Annotated in this window: 23 protein-coding genes and 1 tRNA gene; 14 read left to right on the top strand and 10 right to left on the bottom strand. The window is 42.1% G+C overall.

Annotation, left to right across the window (positions count from 1 at the left end; translation table 11 throughout):
- The first annotated feature begins 62 nt into the window (after positions 1 to 62).
- Positions 63 to 144, top strand: a tRNA-Leu gene (locus tag IPJ86_01485).
- A gap of 262 nt (positions 145 to 406) precedes the next feature.
- On the opposite strand, the gene IPJ86_01480 is transcribed toward IPJ86_01485, so the two are convergent.
- Entirely contained in the window at positions 407 to 607 is a 201-nt protein-coding gene (locus IPJ86_01480) for a hypothetical protein (GenBank protein ID MBK7886006.1), read from the bottom strand.
- 148 nt (positions 608 to 755) lie between these two features.
- Here IPJ86_01480 and tig point away from each other — a divergent pair, with 148 nt between their 5' ends.
- The 3 genes from tig (at position 756) to clpX (ending at position 4,139) form a co-directional block, all read left to right on the top strand.
- Entirely contained in the window at positions 756 to 2,123 is a 1,368-nt protein-coding gene (gene tig, locus IPJ86_01475) for a trigger factor (GenBank protein MBK7886005.1), read from the top strand.
- 18 nt (positions 2,124 to 2,141) lie between these two features.
- Entirely contained in the window at positions 2,142 to 2,831 is a 690-nt protein-coding gene (gene clpP / locus IPJ86_01470) for an ATP-dependent Clp endopeptidase proteolytic subunit ClpP (protein ID MBK7886004.1), read from the top strand.
- Between the two features lie 66 nt (positions 2,832 to 2,897).
- Positions 2,898 to 4,139, top strand: coding sequence for an ATP-dependent Clp protease ATP-binding subunit ClpX (clpX, locus tag IPJ86_01465; protein MBK7886003.1), 1,242 nt, complete (start codon positions 2,898 to 2,900; stop codon positions 4,137 to 4,139).
- A 62-nt stretch (positions 4,140 to 4,201) separates the two neighbouring features.
- On the opposite strand, the gene IPJ86_01460 is transcribed toward clpX, so the two are convergent.
- A complete protein-coding gene (locus IPJ86_01460) occupies positions 4,202 to 4,693 on the bottom strand; it encodes a dihydrofolate reductase (protein ID MBK7886002.1) in 492 nt (163 codons plus the stop codon).
- A gap of 182 nt (positions 4,694 to 4,875) precedes the next feature.
- Between IPJ86_01460 and IPJ86_01455 the strand changes: the two genes are divergently transcribed.
- From IPJ86_01455 to IPJ86_01440, 4 genes are read left to right on the top strand one after another with little or no spacing between them, the layout of a single operon-like run.
- On the top strand, positions 4,876 to 5,271 hold the full coding sequence (locus IPJ86_01455; protein ID MBK7886001.1) for a hypothetical protein: 396 nt from the start codon (positions 4,876 to 4,878) through the stop codon (positions 5,269 to 5,271).
- Between the two features lie 5 nt (positions 5,272 to 5,276).
- The gene (locus IPJ86_01450) at positions 5,277 to 6,026 is read left to right on the top strand and encodes a polyphosphate polymerase domain-containing protein (GenBank protein MBK7886000.1); all 750 of its coding nucleotides are present in this window, start codon (positions 5,277 to 5,279) and stop codon (positions 6,024 to 6,026) included.
- A gap of 1 nt (position 6,027) precedes the next feature.
- Positions 6,028 to 6,606, top strand: a complete 579-nt coding sequence (locus IPJ86_01445; protein MBK7885999.1) for a DUF4956 domain-containing protein — start codon at positions 6,028 to 6,030, stop codon at positions 6,604 to 6,606.
- 3 nt (positions 6,607 to 6,609) lie between these two features.
- Positions 6,610 to 7,269, top strand: a complete 660-nt coding sequence (locus IPJ86_01440; GenBank protein ID MBK7885998.1) for a DUF2490 domain-containing protein — start codon at positions 6,610 to 6,612, stop codon at positions 7,267 to 7,269.
- 116 nt (positions 7,270 to 7,385) lie between these two features.
- On the opposite strand, the gene IPJ86_01435 is transcribed toward IPJ86_01440, so the two are convergent.
- A complete protein-coding gene (locus IPJ86_01435) occupies positions 7,386 to 9,731 on the bottom strand; it encodes a CotH kinase family protein (protein MBK7885997.1) in 2,346 nt (781 codons plus the stop codon).
- A gap of 414 nt (positions 9,732 to 10,145) precedes the next feature.
- Positions 10,146 to 10,940: a thymidylate synthase gene (locus tag IPJ86_01430; GenBank protein ID MBK7885996.1), complete on the bottom strand. Its 795-nt coding sequence runs from the start codon at positions 10,938 to 10,940 to the stop codon at positions 10,146 to 10,148.
- Between the two features lie 145 nt (positions 10,941 to 11,085).
- On the opposite strand from IPJ86_01430, the gene IPJ86_01425 reads away from it, so the two are divergent.
- Positions 11,086 to 11,487, top strand: a complete 402-nt coding sequence (locus tag IPJ86_01425; protein MBK7885995.1) for a hypothetical protein — start codon at positions 11,086 to 11,088, stop codon at positions 11,485 to 11,487.
- Positions 11,488 to 11,544: 57 nt separating this feature from the next.
- Here IPJ86_01425 and IPJ86_01420 read toward each other — a convergent pair whose 3' ends face one another.
- Both IPJ86_01420 and IPJ86_01415 read right to left on the bottom strand, forming a co-directional pair.
- Complete coding sequence (locus IPJ86_01420) at positions 11,545 to 12,852, bottom strand: HlyC/CorC family transporter (protein ID MBK7885994.1); 1,308 nt, start codon at positions 12,850 to 12,852, stop codon at positions 11,545 to 11,547.
- 86 nt (positions 12,853 to 12,938) lie between these two features.
- Entirely contained in the window at positions 12,939 to 13,265 is a 327-nt protein-coding gene (locus tag IPJ86_01415) for a nucleotide pyrophosphohydrolase (protein ID MBK7885993.1), read from the bottom strand.
- Between IPJ86_01415 and IPJ86_01410 the strand changes: the two genes are divergently transcribed.
- Entirely contained in the window at positions 13,264 to 13,458 is a 195-nt protein-coding gene (locus IPJ86_01410) for a hypothetical protein (GenBank protein ID MBK7885992.1), read from the top strand. The genes IPJ86_01415 and IPJ86_01410 overlap by 2 nt on opposite strands.
- A gap of 51 nt (positions 13,459 to 13,509) precedes the next feature.
- Here IPJ86_01410 and IPJ86_01405 read toward each other — a convergent pair whose 3' ends face one another.
- Positions 13,510 to 13,962, bottom strand: a complete 453-nt coding sequence (locus IPJ86_01405; protein ID MBK7885991.1) for a D-tyrosyl-tRNA(Tyr) deacylase — start codon at positions 13,960 to 13,962, stop codon at positions 13,510 to 13,512.
- Positions 13,963 to 14,283: 321 nt separating this feature from the next.
- Complete coding sequence (gene rsgA / locus IPJ86_01400; GenBank protein MBK7885990.1) at positions 14,284 to 15,201, bottom strand: ribosome small subunit-dependent GTPase A; 918 nt, start codon at positions 15,199 to 15,201, stop codon at positions 14,284 to 14,286.
- A 63-nt stretch (positions 15,202 to 15,264) separates the two neighbouring features.
- Here rsgA and gldA point away from each other — a divergent pair, with 63 nt between their 5' ends.
- Both gldA and IPJ86_01390 read left to right on the top strand, forming a co-directional pair.
- On the top strand, positions 15,265 to 16,179 hold the full coding sequence (gene gldA, locus IPJ86_01395; GenBank protein MBK7885989.1) for a gliding motility-associated ABC transporter ATP-binding subunit GldA: 915 nt from the start codon (positions 15,265 to 15,267) through the stop codon (positions 16,177 to 16,179).
- Between the two features lie 77 nt (positions 16,180 to 16,256).
- On the top strand, positions 16,257 to 17,618 hold the full coding sequence (locus IPJ86_01390; GenBank protein MBK7885988.1) for a methionine adenosyltransferase: 1,362 nt from the start codon (positions 16,257 to 16,259) through the stop codon (positions 17,616 to 17,618).
- Positions 17,619 to 17,713: 95 nt separating this feature from the next.
- Here the strand turns inward: IPJ86_01390 and IPJ86_01385 are convergent, their stop codons facing one another.
- Entirely contained in the window at positions 17,714 to 18,385 is a 672-nt protein-coding gene (locus IPJ86_01385; GenBank protein MBK7885987.1) for a DUF2461 domain-containing protein, read from the bottom strand.
- 190 nt (positions 18,386 to 18,575) lie between these two features.
- Here IPJ86_01385 and IPJ86_01380 point away from each other — a divergent pair, with 190 nt between their 5' ends.
- Positions 18,576 to 18,800, top strand: coding sequence for a hypothetical protein (locus IPJ86_01380; protein ID MBK7885986.1), 225 nt, complete (start codon positions 18,576 to 18,578; stop codon positions 18,798 to 18,800).
- On the opposite strand, the gene IPJ86_01375 is transcribed toward IPJ86_01380, so the two are convergent.
- Positions 18,801 to 19,877, bottom strand: a complete 1,077-nt coding sequence (locus IPJ86_01375) for an anhydro-N-acetylmuramic acid kinase (protein MBK7885985.1) — start codon at positions 19,875 to 19,877, stop codon at positions 18,801 to 18,803.
- A gap of 83 nt (positions 19,878 to 19,960) precedes the next feature.
- Between IPJ86_01375 and IPJ86_01370 the strand changes: the two genes are divergently transcribed.
- The gene (locus tag IPJ86_01370) at positions 19,961 to 21,100 is read left to right on the top strand and encodes an acyl-CoA dehydrogenase (GenBank protein ID MBK7885984.1); all 1,140 of its coding nucleotides are present in this window, start codon (positions 19,961 to 19,963) and stop codon (positions 21,098 to 21,100) included.
- Positions 21,101 to 21,104: the final 4 nt, after the last annotated feature.

Below are 21,104 nucleotides of genomic sequence, written 5' to 3'. Positions count from 1 at the left end.
GACCCCTTCACCAAAGTAGAATTACGGTGGAGGAGTCGGTTCTTTGAAAACAGAATTACTTTGCGCATGTGGCGTAATTGGTAGCCGCGCCAGACTTAGGATCTGGTGCTGAAAGGCGTGGGGGTTCGAGTCCCTCCATGCGCACAAAGTAAGCAATGGAGCCAAGCCCGGAAGACGCCTTAGGCGTTCTTCCGTGGCCTCCAGGCGCACAAAGTAAAGATGCCCGTAAGACGCCTTAGGCGTTCTTCCGTGGCCTCCATGTCGCACAAAGCAAGCAGTCACGGAACTCACATCCCGGTGTTCTTCCGTGGCCTCCAGGCGCACAAAGTAAGGGAACCCGGAAGACCCCTTAGGCGTTCTTCCGTGGCCTCCATGCCGAACAAAGTAAGCAGCCCCGGAACTCGCCCTAAGCCAGCTTCAGTGGACTCCATGCCGGCCAAAGCAAGCAACCCCGGAATTCCATCTGATCGTTCTCAGGTAACCACCGAAGATCCATCTCCCCCACTTGTTGTGGAACCACACCTTCTTCAACAATTGATAAATGGTCAACATAAACAATGAATTCTTCCCGGAGATATTCCCTCCTTATGAATGTTCTCTTCCACATTGTCTCTGTTACGCCATCCACCCGCGAACAATTGAATTTACCTTTAATATAGTATACGTATCCTTATGGATAGCTGATAAAAATTTAAAATGTTTTCAATCGTTTCTTGTTTTTATCTATCTATCACTTAAAATTCCATTTATATCATATGAATATCGTTCAAGAGAATATTGATACCCTGAATGCGGTATTAAAAGTGCAGTTGAAGCCTGAGGATTATAAACCCCAGGTGGATGAGGCCATCAAAAAGTACAAGAAGAAGGCGGCAATGCCGGGTTTTAGACCGGGACATGTTCCTGAGAATCTTATCCGTAAAATGTACGGAAAATCAGTGTTGGCAGATGAGTTGAATAAAATTGTCGCCGATTCAGTCGATAAGTTTATCGTGGAAAATAACCTGCAGGTGCTCGGAAATCCGCTTCCAAAAGCAGAGAATGATATCGACATTAACTGGGATCAGCCTACAGATTTTGAATTTAGTTTTGATATGGCATTGGCTCCTGAAGTGCATCTTACACTTCCGCCCGCTCATACCTTCCTTACTTACGATATTCAGGTAGATGAAAAAACCATCGACGAAGAGATTGATAAGCTGGCCAGAAGATATGGGAACTATACCAGTCCTGAAGTAACAGATATTGAAAGCTCAGTCTATGGAACTTTTCGTGAAGTGGATGCAAATGGTGAGTTGGTGGAAAATGGTCACAGCAATCAGGCTTTTATGATGATTTCCAAAGTGGCCGATGAAGCAACACGGAATAAATTCGTGGGCGTAAGGAATGGTGATGCCATTGTATTTAATCCGGTCACCTCCATCCGCGTGGAAGAAGAAGTGAAATATTTGCTGGGAATTAAAGAAGGAAATATTCAGGATTATAGTAAAGACTACTCTTTTACTATTGAACGCATCAATAGAGTGGAAAAGGCAGAGTTCAATCAGGCGTTTTTTGATCAGGTATATGGGGAGAATGTCGTGACTGATCTTGCCGGTTTCCGCGAAAAAGTGCGCTCTGAAATTGCACAGGGCTATGGGTATGAAGCTGACAATGCTTTGCGTCACGAAATGGAAGATGTGCTGCTGAAGGAATCAAATCTGAATTTACCGGATGAGTTTTTAAAGCGATGGCTGAAGCATAGCAACGAGAAGATTACAGATGAGCAATTGGCAAAGGAATATCACCAATATGCCCGTGATCTGAAGTGGAAACTGATCGAGAATAAAATTTATGGAGATCAGAATATGCAGCTGACCAAAGAGGAAATCGAAAGCTATGCCCGTAATATGATTATTGATCAGTACCTGCGCTATGGTCAGGCGCATCTGTTGGATGAAGAGAAGCTTAAAGAATTGACCGAACGTTATTTAAAAAATCAGGAGTCGGTGCAAAGAGTGGTGGAAAGTCTGAGTGGAAGAAAAGTGTTCGAGTACCTGAACCAAATTGTATCTAAGGACGTAAAAAATGTAAGCCATGATGAATTCGTTGAAATCATGAGCCGTCATCATCATCACCATTAATTAAATCCAAAAAAAAATATGGACTTCCGTAAAGAATTTACAAAGTATGCCGTGAAACACCGCGGTATGAGTAGTCTGGGTGTAGATAGTTATATCAGCTCGGTTCACGCCGACTATATTTCTCCCACCATCATTGAAGAGCGTCAGTTGAATGTTGCTCAAATGGACGTTTTCTCTCGTTTGATGATGGACCGTATCATCTTCCTTGGTGTTCCTATCAATGATTATGTGGCGAATATTATTCAGGCACAGTTGCTCTTCCTTGAATCTTCTGATGCAAAACGTGATATCACCATCTATATTAATAGTCCGGGTGGATCTGTTTATGCTGGACTCGGTATTTACGATACGATGCAATGGATTAACCCGGATGTTTCCATGGTGTGTACCGGTATCGCTGCCTCTATGGCTGCCGTATTATTATGCGCCGGAAATAAAGGAAAGCGAAGTGCACTGAAGCATAGCCGCGTGATGATTCACCAACCTATGGGCGGAGCAGAAGGTCAGGCCTCGGATATTGAAATCACCGCCCGCGAAATCCAGAAACTGAAGAAGGAGTTGTATGAAATCATCTCCCAACATAGTGGCAAGGATTATGAGCAGGTATGGAAAGATTCAGACCGTGATTACTGGATGACAGCTCAGGAAGCCAAAGATTATGGTATGATCGACGAAGTCCTGTTGAAAGTAAAAGGCGGTACAAAATAATTAATTGAATATTAATTCTAAACCGGTCTGCTTCAACGGCGGGCCGGTTTTATACTTATATTTATCATCGTGAAGCAGAAGCAAGATATTGTATGTTCTTTTTGTGGTCGTGACAAGAGTCAGGCAAATGTGTTAATTGCCGGTATCAATGGTCATATCTGCGATCAATGCGTAGCACAGGCACAAACCATCATTCATGATGAACAGGATCAGAAGCTGAAGACCACCATTGGAACTCCTTTGACACTTCCAAAACCTGCCGAGATAAAAAAGTTTTTAGATGATTATATCATCGGTCAGGAGCATGCGAAAAAAGTACTTTCTGTTGCCGTTTATAATCATTACAAACGTCTTATTCATAAGAGTAAAATCGGGAAGGACGATGTGGAATTGGAGAAATCCAATATTGTGATGGTAGGGGAGACCGGTACCGGAAAAACATTGCTCGCCCGTACGATTGCCAAATTGCTGAAAGTGCCTTTTTGTATTGCAGATGCAACCGTTCTCACCGAGGCCGGGTATGTAGGGGAAGATGTGGAACATGTGCTGGCCCGCCTGCTGCAGAACGCCGACTATGATGTAGCCGCAGCAGAAAGAGGCATCGTTTTTATAGATGAGATTGACAAGATTGCAAGGAAAGGAGATAATCCATCTATCACCCGTGATGTTTCCGGAGAAGGTGTGCAGCAGGGATTGTTGAAGATGCTGGAGAGTTCGGTAGTGAATGTGCCGCCACAGGGTGGAAGGAAGCATCCGGAACAAAAGTTGATTCCATTGAATACTCAAAATATCCTCTTTATATGCGGTGGTGCCTTTGATGGTATCGATAAAATAATCACCCGTCGATTGCAAACGAATGCCATCGGCTATGCTCAAAAATCAGAGCAGGATGTAGATCATGACAATGTGGTGCAATATGTGAGTCCGGTAGATTTGAAATCATTTGGATTAATTCCGGAACTGATTGGCCGTTTGCCTGTCATCACCCATCTTTCTCCTCTGGATAAAACAGCTTTGCGCCGTATTCTTTCTGAGCCGAAAAATTCATTGATCCGTCAGTACCAGAAGTTATTCGATATGGAGAATATCAAACTTAGTTTTTCAGATGAAGTGTTCGATTTTATCGTTGAAAAGGCGATTGAATTTAAGTTGGGCGCGCGTGGCTTACGCAGTATTTGTGAAGCTATCATGCTGGATGCGATGTTTGAAATTCCGAGTGGTAAATCACCAAAGGAGTTTACGATCACGCTCGATTACGCCATTGATAAGCTGAATAAATCCAATATCAAGCAGTTGAAAGTGGCTTAATAGCGACTGATGTGCTTTTAAATGAAGACTCCGCACCTCTCTCTTTAAAACAAAATTCTCGTTTACCCCCCGGCTCGCTGATAGACAGAGAAGGAATAGTCATAGGCATTTTTATCATCTGCTTTGTGTTTTTCGAGATGAATCAGTTTCCATGCACTCATGCTGAATTCAGGGAAGAACGTACCTGCCTCCATGACCACATCTACACGGGTAAGGTATAATTTATCAGCTACCTGAATCGCCTGACGGTAGATGTCAGCCCCGCCAATCACAAATAGCTCGTCTTCCTTACTGCAACTTTTGATGGCATCAAAAAGGTCTTCATTGATTTCACAGCCCGGTGCCTCATAGTTTTCTTGCCGCGTCACAACAATATTCCGACGAAGCGGAAGTGCTTTACCGATGGATTCATAGGTGTTTCTTCCCATGATGACCGTATGGCCGGTGGTCACTTTTTTGAAAAACTTCAGATCCGCAGGTAAATGCCAGAGTAGACGGTTATCCTTTCCTATACCGGATTTTTTATCCAGAGATGCAATGAGTGACAGGATCATTTCTATGAGATGAAGTAAATTGGTTTTCGGTATGAAAATATGGATTTTATCGTTCATCGGGATAAATCATGGGCTAAACCTGCTTTTTCCTCTTACTTGATTAAACTTTTATACAATCAGTCGATCTACGCGTTAAGGTTACATTATTTTTTTGTAAAATCGTATCCCAAAACTATTCAGCCATGCGAATTACAATTATTGGATTTCTAATCCTTTCAATCCTGACTTCCTGCGAAAAGGAAGCCGGAGAAGGTGGTAATTCTGTCATTAAAGGGACTATTTTGGAAAGAAGGTATACAGTTTTTCCGAGTATTTACACGGATAAGGCTGCATTGGATCTGGATGTGTACATCATTTACGGGGATGATGGAAATGCCATCGATGATAGAACCCGTACCAGCTTTGACGGAAGTTATAAGTTTGAATTCCTGAAAAAAGGCAAGTATAAAATCTTCGTTTATACGGAAGATACCGCGTTAAGTAATTTTGGAAATGAAAAAGCCCTGATTCTTGAAACGGAAATCACCAAAAATAATTCAGAGGTGAATCTTCCCACGCTGACCAGAATCAACCTGTAGCAACAATGGATTTAAATAATTTGCTAGCAGGATTCCCTTCTATCACTCTAAAGGAGATGGATGAAGTTTCTCTTACAAATAGAATTGATACCAAGTATGTTTTTCATATTTCACTATTAAGTGATCTCCTGAATTCACTCTTGCCGTTCTATAGGATTCTTGAAATTGATCAGATTCGGGTGCATCCCTATGAAACGCTTTACTTTGACGATCAGGAACTGAGTTTATATTTGAATCATCACAATCAGCGGGGCAGCAGGTATAAATTAAGACTACGCAGGTATGGTAGCTCTTCGGTCTCTTATATGGAGATGAAGAGAAAAACGAATACCGGTCGGACGATTAAAGCCCGGATGAAAACTGCTGATTTTGATCCGGCATTGCACCCTGAGCAGGAAAGTTTTTTCAGAGAGCAGACTGCATTGTCTAACGGGAAATGGGACTTTACGACCCGAATTAAATTTAATCGAATTACCTTGGTGAGCCTGGATCCTCCGGAAAGAATGACCTTAGATCTTCAATTACATTTTGGGGATAGTACCAGGTCGAAAGAGTTTCCCAATCTGGTGGTGGCTGAAGTGAAGCAAGGAAGTAAATCTCCCTCCGCCTTCATTAAAGAAATGAAAAACCGGCATATTCATCCTTTTTCTTTATCTAAATATTGCCTTGGACTTTCGTTATTGCGGCCGGAAATAAAACAGAATCTTTTCAAAAAACAACAACTCATCATTCAACAATTACAAGACAGAGCTTAATATGGAACTAGATTTATTTGACAAACTGGGAGATAAATTCTTCATGCGATTTCTCATTGATCTGGTTGCGGTCAGTATTATCGTTTTCAGTATTTACCTCCCTAATTATAAAAAAAGAGACCACTTGTTTACCTTTTTTATGTTTAATGTGGTGATCTATATTATTACTTATTTATTGAGTAAGGTGGAGATGTCATTTGGTGCAGCATTTGGATTGTTTGCCGTTTTTTCATTACTGAGATATAGAACAGAAAATATTTCAGAGAAGGACATGACCTATCTGCTTTTGTTTATAGCGATGGGTTTGATTAATTCTACAGTGAAAGGAACCTACTTTGAATCGGTGATATTAAACGGTATTCTCATGCTAGCCGCCTGGATTTTAGATGGTGGTGTCTTGGTAAAAAATGAAAAAACGCAAACCATTTTATACGAGAAAATTGAGAATGTTAGAGATGATAAAGCACAGGTGTTGATGGATGATTTAAAGCTCCGGACCGGATTGAATATTCATAAAGTGGCTGTAGTCTATATTGACTTCGTAAAAGACAGTGCTGAGCTTAAGATTTATTATTACTGATCGATGTCAATAAGGAAAATACTTCTTTTATTTTTACTACTTGGTCCTGCCAGCGTTAATGCTCAGGTGACCCGGGAAAATCAGGTATGGACATCCGTTCAATTGCAGAAGAAATTGTTTTCAAAAACAAAAGCGGAACTTACCTTTGAATCGCGGTACAATACCGCTCCACTGATGATTGTCCGTTATTTTCCGAATCTCGCGATACAGCGGAAGTGGGGAGATCATTTTACCTCCGTAGTGCATTACCGTTATATCACCAGCAATAAAGGTCTCGGCGTCAGAGAGTCCTCTCATCGGCTCATGCTGGATGCTATCACTGGTGGATCAGTAAAGAAAACGGATATTGCCTTTCGTCTGCGCGCCGGACGTGAAGATGAACCGGGTGTAAATGAAGGAATTTTCTCCCTTTCAGAATTCGTTTTTCGACAGAAACTGAGTGTGAAACACAAGTTTTTTAAACAGGAATTTTCGCTCGCCATTGAGCAGTTTGAAACCATTCGCGGTAATGCTATTGAGTATGATCAACGCCGGTATATACTCGGAGCTGAAATTAAAATCAGCAAACAGCATTTTTTGGATTTCTTTGTGATGTATCAGGATCTGATTGACGTGCGACGTGTCAATTTTGGGGTTGGATATGTTTATGAGTTTAAAGATTGATGAAAGTCCTGTCTTGGTTAGAGGGCACTCTAACCGAGATCAGCATGTTTTAAGTGCATAAAAAAACCGCAGGATTGCTCTTGCGGTTTTTAAGTATTGGATTTTCTTTGTTAAGATTAATGTCTGATCACCAGTTTCTTTGAAGCTTCTCCACAACGCACATAATAGATGCCCGCCGGCCATGTCGTTGTACCAATGGAATAGAAGGAGGAATAGGCAATTCTTTCTACCGGTTGTCCTATCGCATTATAAATTTCAAGATCGCGTTGCTGGTCATCGAACATTTGTATCTGCACTAAATCAGCAGCAGGATTGGGATAAACCGACAGCTGAACGGGCAAAGAGATATCCTCGTTCAAACCAACGGAGTTATTATTGGCAGAGAACGTAGGACCTTGAATCACAAAGTTGCCTGTACCATTGGGTACGCGTGCTAAACCCTGATCGGCGATTTGTAATCCCCAACCCAGTGAATCAACAACATTATTCGCGACATCCAGCAGCATCAGTATTTCACCGGCAGCGGATAGTTTAAAGTTCATATGATAAGGACCCTGACTGCTATCTTCATCGGCCCATACTATTAAATAGTCATTGGGTTGAATGATTGTACCTGCAGGGAATGTCCACTTGTCGAGATTTACAGGATTGTCCGTTAATGTATATCCGCTGATATCTACCGCCACAGCAGATTTATTGTAGAGTTCCACCCAGTCATCATACTCACCGAAATTATCCGCTGCAGTTGTCACATTAGAAGCCATGACTTCATTAATAACAATTGAAGTATCACTGGAGGCATTGGGAGCTATGGTATAAATAAACACATTGTGTTCGGCACCTGCCGGCATATAACTTACACTTTTCGCTGTATTCGCTGCAGCCGCCTGTACATAGTAACGCACCCAGGTTCCTGCTGCAAATCCCGGAATTGTTCCTCCGAAAATTCCATCAGCGGCTAAGCTATCGTCGTGCAACCCGTCGTCAAACATTTGCGTTTTTGTAAACCTTCCTACGATATTATTGGAATAATAAAGTTGAACATTGTCAATCCCATTCACCGAACTGATCGTTGACCTGACATTTACAGTTTGGTTTTCAGCCGGCTGCTGATACTGAACTCCGTTTACCGCATAAGGCGCATCGGCTATAACAGGAGCGATTTGCTGCATTTCAGCATTAGCATTTAAATAGTTTTTACGGTTGGTGACAAAATTTCTTAAGACCTGCAGTTCGCTGTTAAATTGTGCATAAGAGTATAATTTCTTCGGATCATTCAGAACGATAGTATCTACCTGAGCTTTAAAAAAGTTAAATGAGGAATTGGTCAAAGCCGTATCAAATTCCTCTGCTAAAATGGTTCGCATATGCGCAAGATATCTTTGACGCAAAGTAGGAACATTTAACAATCTGTTTAAAAGTGGATAGTTGGCATTTGTAGAATGATAAAATGCATCCCACGTGGTGGCGGGTACAGTCTCCAGCGAACTATTTCCATCGTATTCATGAGGGACCATCAAGCCGGTCTCTGCTTCATAATGTAAATAATAATCCATTTTTCCTTTGTACACATAGCTGTCATCATCCGTCCACGCAATTTCCGTGGCAAGAAACCATAACGTTCTGTCCAGATCCATGTAATTGGCGAGCGTATCTTCCAACCCTGTGAGGGAGGTGTTTTCGAGTTTATCGGTGAGTCGTACCAGATAGTCCCAGGGATTTAAAATGGTGGACTCTTTCAAGGTATAATGTACTTTATAATCAGAAGTGTCATTGCTTAAATAGTTCAAAGCAGCAGTCCCATCTCCCCAGCCACCTCCAATACCTCCCGGTGATCCCGGTGGCTTGTCTGCTCTCCACCAGATTCCATCATTACTCAAATACCATTCTTCAAGAAAATCCTTATTCATTTGCTGAATATTCGGATAGAGTCCCCAGTTGGCTCCATTCAGATAGAGTTTAACGTAGTTGGATTTAGCAGTAGGAATATGCCGCTTGATTAAAGAAGTATAAAACACCTCCCGCATCATCGACGGATCCTGAGCGGCATTGTTTAATTTAAAGGTGCTGTAACCATCATAATCCTGACCTGCCTTCCAGAAATCCAGTTCAATCTTAAATGATTTTTTTTGAGACGATCCCGTCTGAAATGACGTTTGCCCGCGGAAGCGAACACCCACACTATCGTAAGTATTGCCATCAATGTTTAATGTCGCCGGAATATAGGTCCGTGTCGCATAGTTGTTTAATAGCAAGGTCCAGAAGTTGGTGGTTGGAAAAGTCAGATCCACTCTTCTCACCAGATTTTGATCGTAGAATCCGGTGTTGGGCTGACTGCCGATCATGAGCATTTTGCCATCTGGGGTGATGTGCATTTCGTCAGGTAAGGACTGTCCAACGCTGAAAAGTGAACTAAAAACGAGTGCTATCATACCGACAGCGTGCTGTAATTTTAAGAACATGAGGGTTTGAGGTTTGAGGGTTTAAGGTTCAAAGTTTAAGGTTTAAGGTTCAAGGGGCTCCCATGAAGCGTATCGCTTTTCGCGATTCTGCTTCATGGTTTAAGGTTTAATGTTTTCACTCGCTCTGCGAACGTAAGCGATAGCTTGTCTCGTGATATACGAGATGATCCCGTCTCCCGGTAGCTATCGTCCCGATAACTATCGGGATTGTGCTGACGGGAAAGGTTTGAGTAGTGATAGATGGTTACTAAGATAGATAGTTTAACGTTAATTTAAAATAAAGTAAACATTGGAAAAAGAGTTTTTGATGAGGCGTAATATGTTGCCAATCAATTTTTTTAAAATTAAATAGGGGGAACAACTATTCCTGTTGGGTGAAAAGTGGGCAATGGTGGTAGATGAAAAAGGGTCAGATCAGATAGCGACAGGTGCTTTTATAGCCGGCATCGGATGATAATTTTCAATCGCAAAGTCTTCGAATTTGAAAGAAAAAATATCTTTTACTTCCGGATTCATTTTTAAAGTGGGCAGCGATACGGGCGTTCTGCTAAGTTGTAATTCCACCTGCTCCATATGATTGCTGTAAATATGTACATCGCCAAAGGTGTGTATAAAGTCTCCGGCTTCTAATCCGCATACCTGCGCTACCATATGTGTCAATAAAGCATAAGAGGCAATATTGAAAGGAACACCTAAGAACAAATCTGCACTGCGTTGATAGAGTTGACAACTGAGTCTACCGTTGGCGACATAGAATTGAAACATAATATGGCAGGGTGGGAGGGCCATATTGGGAATTTCAGCCACGTTCCAGGCACTGACCAGTAAACGACGGGAGTCCGGATTTTTTTTGATCTGTTCTATCAGTTGGGTAATTTGATCGATGCTCTTTCCATCCGGTGTGGGCCATGATCGCCATTGTTTTCCATAAACGGGTCCGAGGTTGCCCTGTTCGTCGGCCCATTCATCCCAGATGCTCACCCCATTTTCGCGCAAATAACGAATATTGGTTTCCCCCTTAAGGAACCAAAGCAACTCATGTATGATCGATTTGGTATGTAATTTTTTTGTGGTGAGTAGCGGGAAGCCTTCTTGTAAATTGCAGCGCAACTGGTACCCGAAAACACTGATCGTTCCTGTACCGGTTCGGTCTTCCTTCTTCACACCATTTGCCAGTACATGCTTTAAGAGATCGTGATATTGCTTCATAAGGATGGATGCCTGGTACAAAGTTACACTTACCGTGATTTTATCGGGGATGAATTTATTGTGTTTTTTTCAGAAGTTATAACCAGAAGGCCTTCTTTGGTTTGTTTTTTGGTAGATTGCACTGTAGTTTCGTCCACTAAATCCAATGAAAAGATATCTTCTTCCAACTCTTGCCGCCGTTTTGTTTTTTAGTGCCTGTTCTGATGAGGATTCAGCGAATCCCACGGGCGATGATCGAACTAAATTTCTCGGCAACTGGTATTGCAAAGAGACCATCGGCAGCAATTCAACCACTTTCCTGATCAATATCACATCGTATGGGGAAAGTGATAGTATCCGAATCTCCAATTTTTCAAATTATGGAAATACGGCCGTAGCTTTAGGTTTAGTGAGTGGAAGTTCCCTGGTAATCCCAAATCAGCAGATCAGTATCACATATATTCCTGTTCAGGGCAGCGGAACATTCGTCTATCAGGGTGGGAATGAGAAAATAAATCTGATTTATACCACCGACGGTCAAAGTGCTACGGGGGTCTGTACCCGATAAGGTTGTACTCTGATAAAGAAAGAGTGGATAATTTTTTTAATAGAAAATCATCAGGTTTTACTCTGTCACCTGTTCCGGATTTAATACCGTCATCTTCACGGAATCCACACTATGTTTGAAGCGTTTGATAATGATAAATTCATAACCTCCAAAAGAACGCTTTTCATTCACCGCGGGAATTCTTCCATAAATATAATTCAACAAGCCTGAAACGGTATCGTAATTGGGACTTTCCGGTAAAGCAATAGGCAACAAATCATTCGCATCACTGATAGAAGACATGGCATTAACGACGTACTCAGTCTCACTTTTCTTTTCTACAGGTGGCTTTTCATCATCATATTCATCCTGAATTTCACCTACCAACTCCTCAATAATATCTTCCATCGTTACAATCCCTGCGGTGCCACCAAATTCATTGGTCACTATGGCCATTTGAATATGCTGCGTCTGGAATTCACGCAATAGATCATTGATCCGTTTATTCAAGGGGATAAAATATGCAGGACGTATAAGATCATTCACACCTCTGAAATTCTTTTCGTGCAAAGCTTTTATTAAATCCTTGGTATAAATCACACCGATAACATTGTCGAGAGAATCCTGAAAAACCGGCATACGGGAATAGCCTTCTTCAATTACTTTTTGAATGACTTCTTCCTTCGTCGATTCGACATCTATTGCAGAAATTTTCGTACGTGGAATTAAAATCTGACGTACTACCCTGTCATCAAATTCGAAAACATTTTGAATCAGGTCATGTTCAGAGGTCTTGATCGCTCCACCTTCTTCTGATTCGGTCAACAACATCCGGATTTCTTCTTCACTGTGAATCTCCGCATGATCTTTACCATGCAAGCCAAACATGCGTAAGACAGTTTTAGAAAGTCCGTTTAATACCCAGATAAAAGGAGAAAATAAAAGATAAAAACCTCTTAACGGCAAGGAAACATACATCGTATAAGTCAAAGGATTTCTGATGGCCGCAGTTTTTGGAACCTGTTCACCCAACACAATATGTAACACGGTAATTAAGCCGAATGCGATAACGATCGACAGTTGATGTAAACTTTCTTCCGTGATCGCCATACTGAAATAGTCGGTAAAGCTGCGCACTATTTTTGCAACCACCGGCTCTCCGATCCACCCCAAAGCCAGACTCGCCAATGTAATACCGAGCTGACAAGCGCTCAGGTATTTATCCATATTGTCGAGGATATGCTGAGCCGTTTTTGCTACGGTATTTCCCTGATTCGCTTTCAGATCAATTTGGGATTGACGCACCTTTACAATGGCAAATTCAGCTGCGACAAAAAATCCGTTTAAAAATACAAGTAAAGCAGTGAGTAATATATCAGCAATCATCAGATGGATAATGGGTCCGGTGCAAAGATACATTTCTGTAGCATGATGCCCTTCGAAAACTTATAAAATAGTTAGAAAACCAGGTGTTAGCGTAATTTTTCGTTGTTTTTATGCCTGTTTTTGTCGCGGTTGGTCTTCTTTTCCAGATTCTTTTCCAAGGCGGATTGTAAGTCGACACCTGTTTGATTCGCGAGACAAATCAGTACAAAAAGAATATCTGCCATTTCATCACCGGGGTCCGTATTTTCTTCTCCTTCTTTAAAAGATTGCTCCCCGTACTTGCGGGCAATGATCCGAGCCAGTTCACCTACTTCTTCGGTAAGCAAAACCATATTTGTCATTTCATTAAAATAGCGAACACCATGTGTTTTTATCCAGGTATCTACTGTTGTTTGGGCTGAAGAAATTGTCATGAGTGATTTTATTTTTGGTTCTTATGCTTCCGGCTTCCGGCTTCCGGCTACCGGCTACCGGCTACCGGCTACCGGCTACCGGCTACCGGCTTCCGGCTTCCGGCTTCCGGCTTCCGGCTTCCGGCTTCCGGCTTCCGGCTGTATGGGTGACAATGAAATTATAACATTTTCTAATAAACAAACTTTCAATTGATGATAAATCAAAGCTGGTAGCCGGTAGCCGGCAGCTGGAAGCAAAAAGATTTTACTCCCGATTCTTCGAATCAATGAGTATTGTTACCGGTCCATCATTAATAAGTTCAACTTTCATATCCGCGCCAAACTCTCCTGTAATAATTTTCTTACCTAATTCTTTTTCGAGAGAAGCAATGAATTTTTCATAGAGGGGAATCGCTTGTTCCGGTCGGGCGGCGTTAATATAGGAGGGACGGTTTCCTTTTTTTGTGGAGGCGTGTAAGGTAAATTGACTGATCAGTAAGATATCGCCATCACATTCCTGAATGGATTTGTTCATGGTCCCGTTTTCGTCGGCGAAGATGCGCAGTTTTACAATCTTTGGACATAGCCATTCAATGTCTTCTTCGTTATCATTCAATTCAATTCCAAGCAGGATGAGCATACCCGCTCCACAAATTCTTTTTTCAACAGCATTTATAACTACTGAAGAATGAGTTGTTCGTTGAATGACTACACGCATGGTTGCGAAATTAAAGGTTCGTTCTTTAGAAAAATTCGATGAAGTAAAATTTATTGTTCATCGATACTTTTTGCTTCGGGCTACCGGCTGCCGGCTTCCTGCTTCCAGCTTCCGGCTTATTTTATATTGGAAAAGAACTTTAATCCTTAAACCATGAAGCAGAATCGCGAAAAGCGATACGCTTCATGGGAGCCCTTTTCTCGTCAACACAATGGTTGCCGAGATCACATCGCCTACGTTCGCAGAGCGAGTGAAAACCTTAAACCTTAAACTTTGAACCTTAAACTTTGAACCTTAAACTTTGAACCTTAAACTTTACTTTCACCGATAAATATCTTCATTCCGAAGAATACTAATGTAATTATAATACCGTTGCGCATGAATTTTCCCTTCTTCAACGGCTTTTTTTACTGCGCAATCTTTTTCGTTATCGTGTAGGCAATTGTTATATTGACATTGATTCATGAGCGCGCGGATTTCGATGAAGTAATGTCCGATTTCGGTGGGTTTGAAATCGATGTTTACGAATTCACGTATGCCGGGGGTATCGATGATATAACCGCCGGTAGAAAGCGGATGCATTTCAGCGAAGGTGGTGGTGTGTTTGCCCTTGAGATGTTGTCGGGAGATATCACCGGTTTTAAGTTTTAATCCGGGTTCAAGGGCATTGATCAAACTGGATTTTCCTACTCCTGAATGTCCGGCCAGTAAATTTACTTTAGCATGAAAAGCATTTTTCAGGTCCGTGATTCCATCTCCGGTAATGGCAGAAACCGCGTAACAGGAATAACCGAGCGGCTCATAGATATCCAAATAGGCCGTCTGCACCTCTTGCAATTCATCTTTGAAAATATCCGATTTATTAAAGATCAAAGCTGTTGGAATTCGGAACGATTCGGCGGCGGCAATAAACCGGTCAATGAATCCGGTGGAGGTTTTTGGCAGGGCCGGTGTGACGACCAGCCAGGCCATGTCAATATTGGCAGCGAGGATTTGCGTTTGCTTGGAAAGTTTTACAGATTTTCGAATGATGTAATTTTTCCGGTCTTCAATCTCCAGGATGGTACCTGTGCCATCTTCCTGCATCATAAAAGTAATATGGTCCCCCACAGCGATGGGATTGGTGCTGCCAATGTCCTGCAAGCGCAAGGATCCTCTTACCCGGCAATCAATTAATTTACCGGCCTCGTCTTCTACCCTGAACCAGCTACCGGTTGATTTTAGCACTTTTCCTTTCACGGGACAAAGATATGACAGTGAACCGGAGCTTTACTTTCTTTTGAACTATTACCTTTGCCGCCGATGTCAGTATCCGTTGAAGCAATTACAAAGTATTATGGAAGCCAGAAGGCGCTCGACGAGGTGAGCTTTACGGTTGATCCCGGACAGGTGGTTGGATTTTTGGGTCCCAATGGTGCCGGAAAGTCAACGATGATGAAAATTATCACCTGTTTTTTACCTCCTTCATCAGGAAAGGTGACTGTAGATGGTTTCGATGTTCGGGAAAGTCCGGTGGAGGTGCGGAGAAGAGTAGGCTATTTGCCGGAGCATAATCCCCTCTATCTCGATATGTACGTGAAAGAATTCCTGGTTTTTATAGGAGGAATACAACTCGGAAGGGCTGAGGCTGAGAAGCGTACGGCGAGAATGATTGAGCTTACCGGATTAGGTCCGGAGCAGAAAAAGAAAATAGGAGCCTTGTCGAAGGGCTATCGTCAGCGCGTTGGACTGGCGCAATCCATGTTGCACGACCCGGCCGTACTCATTCTGGATGAACCCACTACGGGATTGGATCCTAATCAGTTGATTGAAATAAGGCAACTGATTCGAAACATTGGCAAGGAAAAAACCGTAATACTCTCTACCCATATTATGCAGGAAGTAGAGGCCATTTGTGACCGGACGATCATAGTAAATAAGGGAAAGATTGTGGCGGATGAAAAAACAGCCGTGCTGAAAGAAAAGTTAAGTGGACGGAATGTGGTGATAGTGGAGTTCGATAAACCCATTTCCCAAAGCGAAATCGGGAAAGTAAAAGGAGTGAATACAGTCAGTAACGTGAAGGGAAATATCTGGAAATTAGAGAGTGATCAACAGGTAGATATCCGACAGCAGCTCTTTCAATTTGCCGTGCAGCAGCAGGTGTCGATATTAGCGATGCAGAAGGAGGAGAGTAACCTTGAATCCGTTTTCCGTCAGCTTACCGTTGATAAATAATTGCGTATTGCAAAAGTTCTATTTCTATATTTGTGCGCTAAAATCAAAATAATTAAACTCATATAAATTTAAAAAAAATGTCTTATCTCTTCACCTCAGAATCAGTTTCTGAAGGCCATCCTGATAAAGTGGCTGACCAGATTTCCGATGCGCTTATTGATTACTTCCTGGCTTATGATCCTCAATCCAAAGTGGCTTGTGAAACACTGGTTACTACCGGACAGGTGGTACTTGCCGGTGAAGTAAAATCAGATGCCTATCTGGATGTTCAGGATATTGCCCGCGAAGTCATTCGTGATATTGGTTATACCAAGAGTGAATATATGTTTGAAGCCAATTCATGCGGCATTCTTTCAGCTATTCATGAACAATCACCGGATATCAATCAGGGTGTGGAACGCAGGAAGCCTGAAGAACAGGGTGCCGGTGATCAGGGGATGATGTTCGGTTATGCGAGTCGTGAGACCGATAATTATATGCCATTGCCGCTTGAATTGGCGCATCTTTTATTGCGTGAACTGGCTGCATTGCGTCGTGAGAATAAAGCGATGAAGTACCTGCGTCCCGATGCAAAAAGCCAGGTGACTATCGAGTACAGTGATGACCATCGTCCGATTCGTATTGATACCATCGTGATCTCTACACAGCATGATGATTTTGGTGCTGAGAAGAAAATGTTGGATCAGATTACAAAGGATGTGAAGAATATTCTCATTCCGCGTATCATGAAAAAATTGCCAAAGCGTGTGCAGGCTTTATTCAATAATAAAATTAATTATCACGTGAATCCAACAGGTAAGTTTGTTATCGGCGGACCACATGGTGATACCGGCCTTACCGGTCGTAAGATTATCGTTGATACCTACGGTGGAAAAGGTGCTCATGGCGGAGGTGCTTTCTCCGGAAAAGATCCTTCCAAAGTGGACCGTTCTGCAGCGTATGCGGCACGTCATATTGCCAAGCATCTGGTAGCTGCTGGCGTATGTGATGAAGCACTCGTTCAGGTAGCATATGCGATTGGTGTTGCGAAGCCTGTAGGTTTATATATCAATACCTATGGGACTGCTAAAGTTCCTATGACCGATGGTCAGATCGCCCGTGTCATTGAGAAGATGCCGGATTTTGATATGCGTCCTTACTTCATTGAGAAGCGTTTCGCCCTTCGTACTCCTATCTACAGAGAAACCGCAGCCTATGGACATATGGGTCGTGAAAGTAAAGAGGTAGTGAAGGTGTTCAATAAAGGAAGAAAGACAGAGAAGAAAGTGAAAGTGGTGCTCTTCCCATGGGAAAAACTAAATGCTATTGAAAGCGTGAAAAAGGCTTTTAATTTGAATGCCGTAGCCGAGAAGAAATCTTCAGCAAAAGCGCAAGTTAAAGCGAATTCAAACGGAAAAGCCGGTGATAAAAAAGGAAAGCAGTTGATGCTCCTCGCTTAATCTCATCTAATAATACAACGAAAGGCTGTCTCATGAAGGGACGGCCTTTTTTTTTAGTAACTGCCCCTACATGGATTAAAAACAAATTTCCTGGATTACTGATCATCATTCACTCTATTGAGGAAGTTAATCAGAGGTAACATGGCTTTATAAGATGCTTCACATTCCTTGATGAATTTGGGTTCTTTCAACTGTTTGATGTCGATAGTACGGGAAGCAATGAAGCTGGTGTATTTCAGGTATTCCCCGGCGGGATGGTCGGAGGGAATGCCTTTCGGGAGTTTTTTTAATTTATGATCTTCGAGGAGAGCGAAGTGTTTTTTGAAAGTTTTGTTTTCAATGATCTTTATAAATTCTTCGTGGTTGTACTCGATTTCCTGTCTGATTTTTTTCAATAAGGCCGACTCCGGCATCCAATAACCTCCGGCAAGAAAAGTACCCCATTCTCCTTGCGGTTCAATCTGAATATAAAATCCGCAATAAGGAGACTTTCTTCCACCTTTCTTGATAGAGGCACCGAAATTGGTTTTATAAGGGTCCTTGTTTTTACTGAACCTAACGTCTCTGTATATACGAAATACACAGTCCTTCGACTGCAGATCTTTTAAAGGAGCGTCAAATTTCGAAAGGCCTTTTATCAATTCATCTACAAACTGCTCAAAATCCTTTTTTGCATCCTCATATTTGCTTCGGTTTTCTTCAAACCATTCTCTGTTATTGTTTTTTTTAAGGTCTCTCAGAAACTTTAAAGTGGATTCTTTGATCATTTTAAACGAATTACTATAATTTTTGCAAAGATAAGTAACTGTATGTTAGTAACTTAATTATAAACAAAGATTGTACTCATATGATATTCGAAAAAAACTTTTTTACATTTGCCTTACAGTCTTAATAAGTTTGTAATTCAACCACTTAAATACCCAAAAAAACCTGACCATATCTCTTGCGTAGCAAACAATGAAGACCCCTAAAAAAACGGCTAAGCCAACCGCTGAAAAAGCGAAGAAGGCCGCTCCCGGAGGCAAGACCCGAAAAATGGAGCCCCTTAAGTCAAAGGAGTTAAAAAATCAAAAATTTGACGAACTCGACGAAGAAGATGATGAACAAATCGATCCTGAAATGTTGGACGATAATTTCAAAGGCTTTGATGACGGTTACGACGATGATGAGGATGATATTTAATTATTCTCCTCTGTAAAAAGCTCCACCCACATGTTGTTTCACTGAACCGGTAGCACTATCGAAAACATTTACTCTCCCCCAATAATTTAATACACCCAGGAAGGCAAATACTATTGCTTCCTTAAATTGAACGAGTTCTTTTTTAGGGACGTGGAGTTGTTTTTTACTTTTTTCCGAAATTCTTTCCACTAAAAACGTATTGAAAGCACCACCTCCCGTTACAAGGATTTTGGCTTGTTCCGGGAGGGATTGAAGGGCGAGCGTATGTTGGTCGGCAATATGCTCACAAACGGTACGACATAGATCAGCTGTTTTTCCGTTTTGAATTATTGGCAAAAAGTGCTTTTCAAACCATTCTCTGCCAATAGATTTCGCTCCTTTAATTTTGTAAAATTCCAGATCATTCATGGCTTTCAGTTTTTCCGGAATGACTTCTCCGCTTGCTGCTAATTTCCCTCTGTCATCATAGGGAAGCCCTTCCCGGTTGGCCAATACATTCAGCGCCATATTCACCGGTGAAATATCGAAGGCGATTCTCCGATTTTCTGCTATCATGGAAATATTTGCAATCCCACCAAGATTTATACAGGCATCGTAATCGGAAAATAAATAATGGTCACCTACCGGAACAAGAGGAGCACCTTGTCCACCAAGAGCGACATCTTTTGATCTGAAATCACAAACAGTATCAATACCGGTTACAGCTGCGATATGAGCCCCACAGCCAATTTGTGTAGTATAATCAAGGTCAGGGCGGTGAAAAAGGGTGTGTCCATGAGAGGCAATTAAGTCTGGTTTTTGAGGGAGGTGATGGGCAAAGGCGTTGATCATCTCTCCGTACATTCTACCCAGGGCCGCATGGGTTTCAAAAACAAGTGGTGCAGGGGCCTCATGCAAATGGCGCAGTTTATTTTCCCATTCGGAAGAATAGGGTATTGTTTCTGCTTTAATCAGGGCGTAGGCCCAGCGGTTTTCTAAGTTTTTAAATGAACAGGCCGCAAGATCCACACCGTCAAGAGAGGTACCTGACATGAGTCCGATCACGGTTATTTTGTTGCTTTCATCCTTTATTAACATACCTGCAAAGGAAAAACTTTTAAGCAGATAAGCGATCGAGACCTTTAAAGGTTTATTTTTGACACTTAAACTGAAAGAAAAATATGTTTTTTCAACTCACAGAAGAACAATTAATGATACAACAAGCTGCCCGTGATTTCGCGCAGCAGGAATTACTCCCCGGAGTGATAGAGAGAGATGAACACCAGAAATTCCCTAAAGAGCAGGTAAAGCGACTCGGTGAATTGGGTTTTTTAGGAATGATGGTAGACCCGAAGTACGGTGGTGGTGGACTCGATGCGATTTCTTACGTGCTGGCCATGGAAGAAATTTCAAAAATCGATGCTTCTGTCTCCGTGATTATGTCGGTAAATAATAGTCTCGTTTGCTGGGGACTTGAAACATTCGGCACCGAAGCACAAAAGCAGAAATACCTGATTCCTTTGGCAAAAGGGGAAATCATCGGTGCTTTTTGTTTGTCGGAGCCTGAAGCGGGATCAGATGCCACTTCGCAGAGAACAACGGCTGTTGATAACGGAGATCATTATATTTTAAATGGAACCAAGAACTGGATTACCAATGGAGGTTCAGCTTCTGTTTACCTTGTGATGGCTCAAACGGATGTTTCAAAAGGCCATAAGGGGATCAATTGTCTTATCGTGGAGAAGGATATGCCCGGTTTTACCATCGGATTGAAGGAGAATAAACTCGGAATCAGAGGTTCTGATACCCATTCCCTGATGTTCCAGGATGTGAAAGTCCCAAAGGAACAGCGTATTGGTGATGATGGCTTTGGATTTAAATTCGCCATGAAAACACTTACCGGCGGACGTATAGGTATCGCGGCACAAGCATTAGGCATTGCCAGCGGAGCCTATGAGCTCGCCTTAAAATACTCCAAAGAGCGCAAGGCTTTCGGCAAAGAGATCAGTCATCATCAGGCTATCCAATTTAAATTGGCCGATATGGCAACCGAAATCGAAGCCGCACGTTTACTATGTCTGAAAGCAGCCTGGTTAAAAGACAATGGCCTCGATTATAATCAGGCCGGTTCAATGGCTAAATTGTTTTCATCAGAGGTGGCCATGCGGACTACCGTGGAAGCCGTCCAGATTCATGGTGGATACGGGTATGTGAAGGAGTTTCATGTTGAACGATTGATGAGGGATGCTAAAATTACGCAGATCTACGAGGGCACTTCGGAGATTCAACGAATAGTTATTGCGAGAAGTGTCTTACAATAAATTA

Source organism: Bacteroidota bacterium, assembly GCA_016713925.1.
In the GTDB taxonomy this organism is placed as follows: Bacteria; Bacteroidota; Bacteroidia; order AKYH767-A; family OLB10; genus JAJTFW01.
This window is presented reverse-complemented; position numbering and strand designations above follow the sequence as displayed.